Below are 13,256 nucleotides of genomic sequence, written 5' to 3'. Positions count from 1 at the left end.
CTTGCTCTTTGCGGCGTGTGTGCTTAGGTCTTTTTCGGTGAAAGAACGGAGTACCCATGCTGTCGCTGATCCAAATCCTGCTGCTGATCCTGGACATTGTCTGGTTCATCATCCTCGCCCACGTGATCATGAGCTGGCTGATCAATTTCCAGGTGCTGAATCTGCACCAACAGCTGGTCGCGCAAATCTGGTACGGCCTGAACCGCATACTCGAACCGATCTACGGCCCGATCCGCCGTATCCTGCCGAATATGGGCGGGCTGGATCTGACCCCTCTGGTCGTGCTGATCGGGGTCTATGCGGCGCGGATCATCCTGATCAACAATGCAGGCTATTTTGTCTGACCTCTTGTTCACCGAATCTTAGTATGTGATTGTCCTGTCTTAAGAGCAGATAAACCTTAAAACAGGGCAACCCCGCACATGTTCGACGCCGCACCCCTGCTGCGAGATGTCTTTGGATTCGACGACTTCCGTCCCGGTCAGGAAGAGATCGTCGATGCTGTAACTGCAGGTGAAAACGTATTGGCAATCATGCCAACGGGCGGCGGTAAATCCCTGTGTTTTCAATTGCCTGCGTTGCTGCGCGATGGTGTGACGGTAGTGATCTCCCCTTTGATCGCTTTGATGCGCGATCAGGTCCGAGGCCTGCAAGAGGCCGGGGTTGAAGCCGGCGCGTTGACCTCGGGCAATACACCCGAAGAAACCGACGCGGTGTGGGAGGCGTTGGAGTCCGGACGGCTCAAACTCCTCTACATGGCGCCCGAGCGTCTGGCGGCCGGATCCGCGCTGGGCATGTTGCGCCGGATCAATGTCAGCCTGATCGCTGTGGACGAGGCGCATTGCGTCAGCCAATGGGGCCATGATTTCCGACCCGACTATCTGCGGATCGGAGAACTGCGGCGCGCTCTGAACGTGCCTCTGGCAGCGTTCACCGCCACGGCGGATGCCGAAACGCAAGATGAGATCGTCGAGAAACTGTTCGACGGCACAACCCCGCGCAAATTCCTGCGCGGCTTTGATCGGCCCAACATCCATCTGGCCTTTGCCGCCAAAGATGGTCCGCGCAAGCAGATCCTCGATTTCGCCGCCGCGCGTAAAACCCAATCCGGCATCGTCTATTGTGGCACCCGCAACAAGACCGAAGTTCTGGCCAAGGCTCTGCGCGACGAAGGACATTCAGCCTGTCACTATCACGGCGGCATGGACCCCGAGGACCGGCGCATCGTCGAAACGCGGTTTGCCCGCGAGGACGGGCTGATCGTCGTCGCCACCGTGGCCTTCGGGATGGGTATCGACAAACCCGATATCCGCTGGGTCGCCCATGCGGACCTGCCGAAATCCATCGAGGCCTATTACCAAGAGATCGGCCGTGCCGGGCGTGACGGAGGCCCGGCTGAAACCCTGACACTGTTTGGCCCTGATGACATTCGCTTGCGTCGGTCGCAGGTGGATGAGGGCCTGGCCCCGCCTGAACGGCGCATGGCTGATCACGCGCGCTTGAACGCTCTGCTGGGTCTGGCCGAGGCGCTGGTGTGCCGTCGTCAGACTCTGCTGGGCTATTTCGGAGAAACGGCCGAACCCTGCGGGAAATGCGATCTCTGCGACACCCCACCCGAGGTTTTTGATGGCACAACCCCCGTCCGCATGGCGCTGTCAGCGATCCTGCGGACCGAGGAATGGTTTGGCAGCGGCCATCTGATCGACATTCTGCTGGCCAATGAAACCGACAAGATCCGCGCGCGTCGTCACGATACGCTGTCGACCTGGGGCATCGGTAAGGACTGGTCGCGCCCGCAATGGCAGGCGATCTTTCGGCAAATGATGGGCCATGATCTGGTCCGCCCCGACCCCGAACGCCACGGTGCCTTGCGCATGACCGAGGCTGCCAAGCCGATCCTGAAGGGTGAGGCGCAGATCAACCTGCGCAAGGATACGATCCGCAAAGCCGCGCGCCGCCCGGCAGTCAAGGCGATGGTGGCCGAGGAAGACGCTCCGCTGCTCTCTGCCCTCAAGGCCAAGCGCCGCGCTTTGGCCGAAGCCGCGCGTGTACCTGCCTATGTCATCTTCCCCGACCGCACCTTGATCGAAATGGCCGAGAAACGCCCGCAAACACTGGACGACATGGCCCGCATCGGAGGGGTCGGGGCCAAAAAGCTTGAACGCTATGGCGACACTTTCCTTGAGGTCATCGCCGGGGCCGTAGAAGCTGTCCACCCCGCCCGCCGCAAGCTGGCCGGTCGCGAGCAGGGCGAGATTTACGACCGCCTGCTTGAGGTGCAGTCGCAATTGTCCCGCGGGCCAGATGGGATCGACAAGCCGCTCAGTTGCACGGCCTCGCAACTGGCGAAGGTGGCGCAGTTGCGACCGGATGACTCACGCGGGGTCGAACAGGTTTTGGGCGATCGTCGTCACGAAAGGTTCGGTGCAGCCTTTCTGGACGTGCTGCGGCAAGCGGGATAGGTCAGTTCACGTTTCAAAGGCGTCAAAAGACACGGCCTCTCCCAGCGGTCGACCTTGCCTTTTGACAAAATCTCTTTTGGTGAAACGTAAATCGACCTAGATACCGCAGGACAGGCAAGGAACGAGGGCGGATATGCTGGTAGTGATTTCCCCGGCCAAGCGGCTGGACTGGGCAGAGCGGGATGTTGAGGCCACGCAGCCCGACTTTCAGGACGATGCGATCCGTCTGTCCAAGACCGCGCGCAACCTGACACTGGGCGACCTCAAGAATCTGATGGACCTCAGCGATGATCTGGCCCGGCTGAACCGCGACCGCTATCGCGCTTTCGCCGACGCGCCCGAGCTTGAGGCGACCCGCCCCGCCGCACTGGCCTTTGCCGGTGACACCTATCAGGGGCTAGAGGCGGCCTCACTGGACGCTGATGAGATGGCATGGGCGCAGGACCACCTGCGAATCTTGTCCGGCCTTTACGGCGTACTACGCCCTCTGGACGCGATTCAGCCCTATCGGTTGGAAATGGGCAGTAAACTGAAAACTCGACGCGGCAAGAACCTGTATGAATACTGGCGCGATCAGCTTAGCAAAGCACTGAATGCGCAAGGGGCTGAGGTTGGCAGCGAGGTCCTGGTTAACTGCGCCAGTCAGGAGTATTTCGGGGCGGTCGACCTGAAGGCGTTGAACCTGAAAGTCATCACTCCGGTCTTCATGGAAGACAAAGGTGGTACGCCCAAAATCGTCAGTTTCTTTGCAAAGAAAGCGCGCGGTGCGATGGCACGGTACATTATTCAGCATCGCCTGACAGGTTCGGCCGGGTTGCTGGATTTTGACAGCGGCGGCTATGAATACCGCCCCGATCTGTCCGAGGACGACAAGCCCGTTTTCGTACGCCCTTACGCAGCATAGAGGGCAGGAAGCGAGGGGCCAGCCCCTCGCGCTCCCCGAGATATTTTTGGCCAGATGAAGGTGGGATCCCTTTTCAAGGTTCTTGTACCTGATCACTGCCTCCAGGCGTGATAGGTTTGGCGTCCTCGGGGCAATGGTCCAAGATCATTTGCTGGATGAGGGTCTTGTGCAACGGCTTGGTCAGGTAATGATCCAGACCAGCCTCTAGAATACCTTGATCATCCCCCGCCATGGCATGCGCCGTCAGGGCGACGATCGGCACGTGACGACCGGTTTCAACCTCGCGGCGGCGGATTTCGGCAGTGGCTTGTTTGCCATCCATCCGGGGCATCGAAATGTCCATGAAGATCAAATCGGGTGAAAACTCCTGATAGAGGTCGACTGCCTCTTGCCCGTTGCCGGCGAAACGCATGTCGATGTTCAGATCCTTGACCATTTTCTTCAGGATCAACTGGTTGGTCCGGTTGTCCTCAGCCGCCAGAACGCGCATCACGCGGTTCCCGATTGGGTGGGTCTCAGGCGTAGGTTGAGGCGAGGTATCTGGCTGAGATACGGGATCCCCCAAAGCGATCAGTCGACTGTAAAGCTCGGAACGGGGGATAGGCTTTTGCAAGACGCCTTCGATCAAATGCCGCGCGGGGCTGGCGTGAATGACGCCCGGATTGGTGGACATGATGACCACTGGCAATTCAGTCCAGCCGCGGTCGTGCAGGATGGTCGCAAGCTCCATCCCGTCCATGTCGGGCAGGTCATGATCGCATAGCAACAGATCAATCGAGGGGTCTAGTTTCGACAGCGCTTCGCCTCCGGAAGCGCAGACCGTGACCTTTGCCCCAAGGCGCCCCAGTTGCTTGGCGAGGATGGCCCGGTTGGCGGCCATATCCTCGACCAGCATCACGTGTTTCAGGCACCCTTGCGGGTCAGGCGGAGAGGGTTGCGGCCCCTCGGCGGTGGGCAGAGACACCCGGAAGCCAAAGCACGAACCTTGCCCAACTTCGCTTTCGACCCAGACATTGCCCCCCATCATGGTGATCAGGCGTTTGGTGATCGCGAGGCCTAGCCCTGTCCCTTCGAATTGGCGATTGCGCTCATCTTCGACCTGATTGAACTCAACAAAGATATGGGTGATCTTGTCATCCTCAATCCCGATGCCGGTGTCTTCGATGGCGATGTGGACGTCGCAATCCTGCCGGTCCGGATGGGGTACGCCGGTTACCCGGATCAGCACATGCCCCTCGCTGGTGAACTTGACAGCATTGCCCACAAGATTGGTCAAAACCTGCCGCACACGGCCCGGATCCCCCACGAACAGAGTCGGCAGGAAGAGGTCATAGTCCACCAGCAGGGTCAGGCCCTTGTCGCGCACGCTGGGCTGCAGCAGCATCGCAACCTCAAGGATGCAGCGTTCAAGGTCAAACTGCTCGGGGTGCAGGATCAGCTTGTCCGCTTCGATTTTGGAATAGTCCAGCACATCGTTGATGATGACCAGAAGGGCCTCGCCCGAGTTACGGATCGTATTGACATAGAGGCGCTGCTCTTCGTCCATCGGCGTTTCTGACAAAAGCTCTGTCATGCCGACGATGCCGTTCATGGGCGTCCGGATTTCATGGCTCATATTCGCGAGAAAGGCCGATTTGGCGCGGTTTGCGCCCTCGGCCCGGTCGCGTGCGGCCTGCAATTCGGCCTCATGCCGGACCGATGCGGTAATGTTCAGGGCAAGACTGACCACATCTCCGCCGCTGCCACGCTGGTCGATCAGGCGGATGTATTGACCATTCCACAGTTGGATCACTTCGGGTGGCGGATTGGCCCGTGCCCAGCGTCTTTGCATGCGGGCCTGCCAGTCCCCGGCCTTTTCCGCGCCAGTGTCGACGATGCCTTCGTTGGTCAGAAGTTCGAGAATGCGCGTGTAAGGGATACCCGGCGCGACCTCATCCAGACCTTCGAACACGCTGAGATAGGCAGTATTGGCCCCAATCAGACAGCTGTCACCGTCGAAAAAGGCAAAGCCGTCCTGAATGGTCTGGATCGAATGCCACAGGCGACGCTCGGCCACTTCGACCTTGGCATGGGCCTCGGTCAGGTCGGATTTGACCTTTTCATTCTCATCCCGGACGGTTTCAACCTCAGCCTGGGTTTCGCCGATGCGTTTGGTCAACGCCATCGCGTGGCGGCCCAGTTTGCGGTTGGCCGAGGACAGCTCGGCCTGTTTCAGCGCCAACATCCGTTCCGCCGCCAGGCGCGCGCGCCGTTCCTGTGCCAGTTTTTGTGCAAGGCTCATGATGCGTGATTCCGGTTTGTTCAGCCGTCAGCATCCGGGCAATCGGTGAAAAAGTGTTTAAGCCGTTGCCTGAGGGGCACCGCACGTGTCAAATTGACTTCAAACCGGAGGTCACAATGCACCACTTTGTATTTTTTTCAATAACTTACATCATTTCATCTTTCGCCCTGACCCTGGGTGCTCTGGCCCAGACAGCCGTGCCCGAGTTCCGCTATATCACGACCCGAGATGCGGACTTTTACGGCTCGGATCTTGATGCGCTTTTCGATACGGATCTGAAGTCCTGCATTCGCGCGTGTTCGGCCAATCAAAGCTGCACGGCTTTCACTTACAACACTCGGTCAGATGCCTGTTTTCCTAAAAGCGGTGTGAACCGGCAGGAGCCATATCAGGGCGCGGTGTCGGCACAGAAAGTACTCACGTCAGAACGGACCCTAATATTGGGGAAAACGCGCAATGAGGCCCTCACATTCCTAGGCCAGAAAGACCTGAACGAAGCGTTTCAACAGGCCCGCGATCTTGGGTTTCGTCACTCTGCCGGAGGGCGTGACCTGCAGACTTTGCTGGAGTCAGCACGGAACGCAGATACAGACCGGCTTGCAATGTTGTGGACTGGGGCGGCCGTGACCCTCAGCGATGCGTCCGACCTATGGGTTGAATACGCCCGGCTGCTGCTGCGCCTGAACCCGAATGGATATCAGGAGCAGCAGGAATTCCGCACTCGCGCGTTGAACGCCGCCATCAACGGATATCTGCGCGCGGACACACCGGGGGCGCAAATCGCGGCGCTGATAGTGATGTCGGACGCGCTGGAAGCGGTCGAACGCGGGCGAGACATGGTGTCGGCACTGCGGCTGGCCGAACAGGTCCAACCGCGTGAGGATGTCTTGGCGGCTTTGGATGATGCCATCGGAAAATACGGCTTCCGCATCATCGACAGCACGGTGGAAAGCAACGCCGCTGCGCCGCGTATCTGCGTTGAGTTCTCGGAACCCTTGGTCAAGGCGGGGGTCGATTACGACCCGTTTGTGCAACGCAGTGACGATGGGCTGGTAGTTCAGGTCAATGGCAAAAGCATTTGCCTGGACGGCGTTGCGCATGGTCAACGCTATCGCTTTTCCCTGCGCGAAGGGCTTCCGGCGGCCTCGGGTGAGGCCCTGAATCGTACTGTCGAGCTGACGCACTACGTGCGTGATCGTGCTCCGTCGGTCCGGTTTCCGGGGCGCAGCTATGTGCTACCGAAATCGGCAGATGCGGCCTTGCCGGTTGAGACGGTCAATACCGGCTCTCTGGAGCTGACCTTGCGACGCGTCAGCGACCGCAACCTGATCAGGGCCGTCCAGCAGGATTTCTTTGGCCGCCCCCTCAGCGAGTGGCAGGAACGTGAATTCTCGGACGAGATTGCCGAGGATGTATGGATCGGTACCGCCGAGATCGCAAACGAATTGAACCAGAGCATGACCGCCCGCCTGCCCATGGCGGAGGCGATTGCCGATCAACCCGCTGGGATCTACGCCCTGACTGCGCGCGTCCCCGGTGCAGATCCCTATGATGATCCAGGCGCAACTCAGTGGTTTGTGCTGACCGATCTGGGGATCAGCACGGCCCTTGGCACCGACGGGCTGCATGTCACCGTACGCGGTCTGCACGACGCAACCCCTCGAGAGGGGATCGAGGTCTCGCTGGTTTCAAACGCCAACGCGGTGATTGCCAAGGCGCAGACAGATGCCAGCGGCTATGCGCAGTTCGAAGCGGGCCTGACCCGCGGCAAGGGGGCAAGCGCACCTGCTTTGGTGATGGTGGCGGACGGGGATTCCGATCTCAGCTTCCTCTCTCTGAACGACCCCGCCTTTGACCTCTCGGATCGCGGGGTCGAAGGGCGTGCGCCAGCGGGTCCTGTGGATGTATTCCTGACCACCGACCGAGGCGCCTATCGCGCCGGAGAGGTCATTCACATCACAGCTCTATCCCGCGACAACACAGCTCAGGCCATCGAAGGTCTACCCCTGACCGCCGTTCTCTATCGCCCCGATGGGGTGGAATATCGCCGCGCGGTCTCGGATGGCGGTGTTGCGGGCGGCCATGTCTTCAGCCTGCCCGTCGCCCCGGATGTGCCGCGCGGAACGTGGAAGATCGAGATCAAGGCCGACCCCAAGGCCGACGCTCTGGCCCGTCAAACCGTGCTGGTGGAGGATTTCCTGCCCGAGCGCATCGACTTTGACCTCAGCCTGCCAGACGCCCCTCTGCGCCCCGGCGATACGCCGCCCTTGCAGATCGACGCGCGCTACCTTTTTGGCGCGCCGGGGTCAGACCTGAGCATTGATGGTCAGGTCATCGCCCGCCCAAGTGACGCCGTTCCAGGCTTTGAAACCTATCGCTTTGGGCGCTACGACGCCGAGACTTCAACGAAAAGCACATATTTTGGCGATGCGCGGACGGATGCTTCTGGACAGGCCTCGATTGCCATCGAAATCCCCGAGTTAGAGACGAATGGCAAACCTCTTGAAGCCGAAGTTATCGCCCGACTGACGGACGGATCAGGCCGCCCTGTCGAACGCCGCCTGACGGCTCCTGTCCGATCCGCAAAGGCGATGATCGGTATCCGGCCCTTGGTCGAGGATGTGATCCCCGAAGGCACCGAGGCCGCGTTCCAAATCATCGGCCTGTCTTCGGACTTGATCATTGAACCCATGCGCCTGCGCTGGACGTTGAACAGGCTGGAAACCCGCTATCAATGGTATCAGCTCTACGGCGATTGGAATTGGGAGCCGACCACGCGCCGTACCCGAATTGCCGCCGGTGAGGTTGAGACAGGCGCAGAGCCGCTGAACCTGTCGCAACCGGTCGACTGGGGACAGTATGAACTGGTCGTCGAACGCCTCGATGGCACATACGCGGAAACCGCCGTGGAATTCAGCGCGGGCTGGTATCAGGCGGCAGACGCCTCAACCTCGCCCGACCGGCTGGAGATGTCGCTGGACCGCGACAGCTATCGCCCGGGTGAGACGGCGCAACTGCGGATCGTGCCGCGCATGGCGGGCGTGGCGCAGATCGAGGTCCTCTCGAACCGTCTGATCCACCGCCAGATGGTCGACGTGCCAGAGGGCGAAACCGTGATCCCGATCGACGTGACCGAGGATTGGGGCGCCGGAGCCTATGTCACCGCCACCGTGATCCGGCCCATGGATATTGCCGCCGGTCAGAACCCGGCTCGGGCAATGGGTGTGGCCCATGCAACGGTTGAACCTGTCGGGCGTCTGTTGGATGTGAGCATTGACGTGCCGCAGGTGACCTCTCCCAGATCGACACAGAAAGCCCTTGTTAGGGTCGAGAATGCGCCCGAAGGTGAGCCTGTTTGGCTGACCCTGGCCGCCGTGGACGTGGGTATTCTCAACCTGACCGGTTTCGAAAGTCCGGATCCTCAGGCGTACTATTTCGGCCAGCGCCGTCTGGGTATGGACCTGCGTGATGTCTATGGCCGACTGATCGACGGCATGAACGGCGCGATGGGCACAATCCGTTCCGGCGGAGACAATTCGGGAATGCAGAGGCAATCTCCTCCGCCGACCCAAGACCTGATGGCCGTTTTCAGCGGCCCGGTTCAGGTGGACGCAAACGGAGAGGTCGAGGTCGACATCCCTCTGCCCGCCTTCAACGGAACCGTGCGTCTGATGGCGGTCGCCTGGTCGGCGGCAGCCGTTGGACAGGCCGAGGCCGAGATGATCGTGCGCGACCCCGTGGTCGCCACAGCCAGCCTTCCCCGTTTTCTGGCCCCTGGCGACCAAAGCCGGATGTTGCTTGAGATCGTCCATGCCGACGGTCCATCAGGTGAGATGGGACTGGGGCTGACCACCGCATCCGGGTTGGAGTTGGGAACAGCGCCCACCAGCTTTGTTCTGGAGGATGGCGGCAAAGCGGTGTTCGAAATCCAGCTTCGCGCGCTTGCCGTTGGAGACCCGGAAATCAGCGTGGCGATCACGACGCCGGATGGCCGTGACTTGTCGCAAACCCTCCGGATGCCAATACGCGCAAACGACCCTATTGTGGCTCAAACACGGCGGTTTTCGCTGGGTACGGGCGACAATTTCCTGTTCACCCAGGACGTGTTCGATGGCTTCCAGCCCGGCACCGCAAAGGCGATCTTATCCGCGGGAGCTTTGGCAAAGTTCGACACGCCCGCCCTTCTGGATCAGTTGAATCGCTACCCATATGGCTGCACCGAGCAAATCACCAGCAAGGCTCTGCCGCTGCTGTACCTGTCGTCCGTGGCGCAAGCGTCGGGGCTGGGTGACGGGCCAATTGTGGATCAACGCATCGGCGACTCGATCCGCAGTATCCTGACCCGGCAGGCCCCGAACGGAGCGTTCGGCCTCTGGCGTGCAGAAAGCGGGGATTTCTGGTTGGATGCCTATGTCACCGACTTCCTCTCGCGCGCCCGAGCGCTAGGCCACCCGGTGTCGGACCGCGCCTTTGCGCAGGCCATGGATAACCTGCGCAACCGCGTAAACTATGCCCCGGATTTTGACGAAGGCGGTGAAGATATTGCCTATGCTCTGATGGTGCTGGCGCGCGAAGGCGCAGCCTCGATGGGCGATCTGCGCTATTACGCGGATACCAAGGGGGACGCTTTCGACACCCCTCTGGCCGCCGCGCAACTTGGGGCGGCCCTGGCATCCTACGGAGATCAGACCCGCGCCGATGCCATGTTCGCCCGTGCGGCCCAGCTGCTACAGCGCCGACCCGCGCAGGAGCGCTACCTGTGGCGGGTCGACTACGGCACAGATCTGCGGGATGCCGCCGGTCTTCTGACCCTTGCGGTCGATGCGGGCAGTCAGGCAGTGGATCGCGACGCGCTTGTCCAGCGTGTCACCTCAGGCCGCGCGCATTTGTCGACGCAGGAGGCTTCATGGTCCCTGCTGGCCGCGCATGCGCTTGTATCAGACCCATCCGACTCGGGGTTGATGGTGAACGGCACGCCGGTCTCGGGTCCCTTCGTTCAGGTGCGTGATGCAGGGTTTACCGATGACCTGAACATCTCGGCCACCGCAGCCAACCCAACCGATATCACGCTGACAGTGACGGGCATCCCAACCACTCCGCCCGAAGCCGGAGGCACCGGATACGCCATAAACAGAGCCTATTACTCGCTTGAAGGCGACCCTCTGGACCCGTCTACCTTCACCGTCGGTGACCGCTTCGTTACCGTTCTAACCGTCACACCGTTCGAGAGCGGCGGCGCGCGGTTGATGATCGATGACCCTCTGGCCGCGGGGATTGAGATCGACAACCCCAACCTGTTGCGATCAGGCGATGTACGCGCGTTGGATTGGCTGGACCTGTCCGACGCGACACATACCGAGTTCCGCTCAGACCGCTTTCTGGCGGCGGTCGATCTGTCCGGGGGCGAGACGGTGACGCTGGCCTATGTAGCCCGCGCCGTCACGCAGGGTGCGTTCCACCACCCAGCCGCCTCGGTCGAGGATATGTATCGCCCGCAAAACCGCGCGCGGACAGAAACCGGGCGGGTTGAGGTGCGGTGATCCCGCACCCTCCATATCGCAGCAAGGGGTTCGCCCCGCTGCTGCTGGCGCTGGCCTTTGCGTTCTACCTGACCGCCTTTGCGCGGGACCGGTTGGATGCGTGGGTAGACGCGACCGTCCTGCCACCTGTTCTGGCCGAAACTTCGGTCGAAGTCAGGGACCGAGACGGAGCCCTTTTGCGGGCTTTCCCGGTCGAAGATGGCATCTGGCGGATGCGCCCCGGCTCGGTGGACCCGGCGTTCATCGAAATGCTGGTGCGGTATGAGGACAAACGGTTCTGGTCACATTCCGGTGTCGACGCTCTCGCGTTCCTCCGCGCTGCCGGGCAAGCCCTATGGAATGGGCGAACTGTTTCGGGGGGATCAACCCTGACCATGCAGGTCGCGCGGCTGATCGAGGATGGCTCAACTGGGCGCTGGAGCGGCAAAATTCGCCAAGTTAGGGTCTCATTGGCGCTGGAACGGCGTCTGAGCAAACAGCAGATCCTAAACCTCTACCTGACCCACGCCCCCTATGGCGGCAATCTGGAAGGTCTTCGCGCAGGCAGCCGTGCATGGTTTGGAAAAGACCCGGCGCGGCTAACCCCAGCGCAGGCGGCCCTACTGATTGCCCTTCCGCAGTCGCCCGAGGTCCGGCGCCCGGACCGTGCCCCTTTGGCCGCCCGAGACGCGCGAGATCGGGTTCTGAAGCGGATGCAGTCTTACGGAGTTCTGACCGCGTCCGAGACGCACAGCGCGCTGACCGAAAACATCCCGGATCAGATGCGCGCATTTCCCCGCTTGGCCCCTCACCTGACAGACCGAGCGCGGCGTGAAAACCCGGAAGCTGAGGCTTTGGACCTGACACTGGATGCCGGGCTGCAGAAAAGGCTGGAGCCACTTGTGGCGCAGGCGACGGCGCGAGCGGGGCCGCGTATTTCGGGGGCGCTGATCGTAGCAGATCACCGCAGTGGAGAGATTCTGGCGTCGGTCGGTTCTTCGGGCTACGCGGGGGCGCGGCAAGGGTTCGTGGATATGACGCGGGCGCTGCGCTCGCCGGGGTCGACGCTGAAACCTCTGGTCTATGGGTTGGCCTTCGATCAGGGGCTGGCCCATCCCGAAACTTTGATCAGCGACAGCCCGGTTATGTTTGGCCGCTACGCGCCGCGCAATTTTGATGGCGCCTATCGTGGCGATGTGCGGGTTCGGGACGCGCTGCAATTGTCGCTCAACATCCCGGTTGTACGCCTGACGGATGAGCTTGGGCCTGCGCGCGTGATGGCCGCCCTAAAACAGGCCGGAGCCCACCCGCAACTGAACGGAGGCACCCCAGGCCTTGCTATTTCACTGGGGGGCGTAGGCCTAAGCCTGCACGATCTGGTGCAACTCTACGCCACGCTGGCCGCAGGTGGGCAGGGGCCATGGTTGCGCCATGAGGCCTTGGCGGATCGCACTGAGACGCCTCGGGTTCTGTCAGATGTCGCGGCATGGCAGGTGAGTGATATCCTGTCCGGTCTGTCGCCCCCACCGGGGGCTGCCGCATTTGGCTTGGCGTACAAAACCGGCACGTCTTACGGGCACCGGGACGCCTGGGCGATCGGCTATGACGGCCAGCACGTCATCGGCGTCTGGCTGGGGCGCGCGGATGGCACTCCAGTCCCCGGTGCCTTCGGCGGAGAGCTGGCGGCCCCCCTGCTGTTTGAAGCCTTCGGTCACCTGAAACCGACTGCCACGCCATTGCGCCCACCGCCTCCATCGACCTTGATCGTGGGGGCCGCAGAACTGCCTCAACCCTTGCAACGCTTTCAGCCGCGAGGGGCAGCATTCGACGATGATCCAAGCGCTCCGGACCTGATCTTTCCGCCCAATAACTCTGTGTTAGAGACGGATGGAGGCCCAGTGACCGTCAAACTACGTGGCGGGGTTGGACCGTTTTCGCTTCTTGCGGATGGCGTTCCGGTTTTGACCGGGCAACGGAATCGCGAGTTCGAAATTCCGAACCCGGGTCGCGGGTATTCCGCTCTCGTGGTGGTGGACGCCCATGGCGCGTCGGATCGGGTGTCGGTTCGGATCGATTAAGGCGTTTCGGGT

General features: G+C 61.3%; 6 protein-coding genes. 5 read left to right on the top strand and 1 reads right to left on the bottom strand.

What is annotated here, in order from left to right:
* Positions 1-56: 56 nt before the first annotated feature.
* The 3 genes from ACR0B5_RS16850 to yaaA all read left to right on the top strand — a co-directional run bounded on the left by ACR0B5_RS16850 (position 57) and on the right by yaaA (position 3,366).
* On the top strand, positions 57-344 hold the full coding sequence (locus ACR0B5_RS16850; RefSeq protein ID WP_170472916.1) for a YggT family protein: 288 nt from the start codon (positions 57-59) through the stop codon (positions 342-344).
* A gap of 78 nt (positions 345-422) precedes the next feature.
* Entirely contained in the window at positions 423-2,462 is a 2,040-nt protein-coding gene (recQ, locus tag ACR0B5_RS16845) for a DNA helicase RecQ (RefSeq protein WP_480541999.1), read from the top strand.
* Positions 2,463-2,595: 133 nt separating this feature from the next.
* Positions 2,596-3,366 carry a peroxide stress protein YaaA gene (gene yaaA, locus ACR0B5_RS16840; RefSeq protein ID WP_480541997.1) on the top strand — a complete coding sequence of 257 codons (771 nt, stop codon included), beginning with the start codon at positions 2,596-2,598 and terminating at the stop codon, positions 3,364-3,366.
* Between the two features lie 73 nt (positions 3,367-3,439).
* Here yaaA and ACR0B5_RS16835 read toward each other — a convergent pair whose 3' ends face one another.
* Positions 3,440-5,647 (bottom strand): response regulator, encoded by a 2,208-nt coding sequence (locus ACR0B5_RS16835; protein WP_480541995.1) that lies wholly within the window; start codon positions 5,645-5,647, stop codon positions 3,440-3,442.
* Positions 5,648-5,763: 116 nt separating this feature from the next.
* On the opposite strand from ACR0B5_RS16835, the gene ACR0B5_RS16830 reads away from it, so the two are divergent.
* Positions 5,764-11,187: an alpha-2-macroglobulin family protein gene (locus tag ACR0B5_RS16830; RefSeq protein ID WP_480541993.1), complete on the top strand. Its 5,424-nt coding sequence runs from the start codon at positions 5,764-5,766 to the stop codon at positions 11,185-11,187.
* On the top strand, positions 11,184-13,244 hold the full coding sequence (pbpC, locus tag ACR0B5_RS16825) for a penicillin-binding protein 1C (protein WP_480541991.1): 2,061 nt from the start codon (positions 11,184-11,186) through the stop codon (positions 13,242-13,244). Before ACR0B5_RS16830 ends, pbpC begins: the two co-directional genes overlap by 4 nt.
* The last annotated feature ends 12 nt before the right edge of the window (positions 13,245-13,256 follow it).

This window comes from Ruegeria sp. AG1 (genome assembly GCF_056541705.1).
This window is presented reverse-complemented; position numbering and strand designations above follow the sequence as displayed.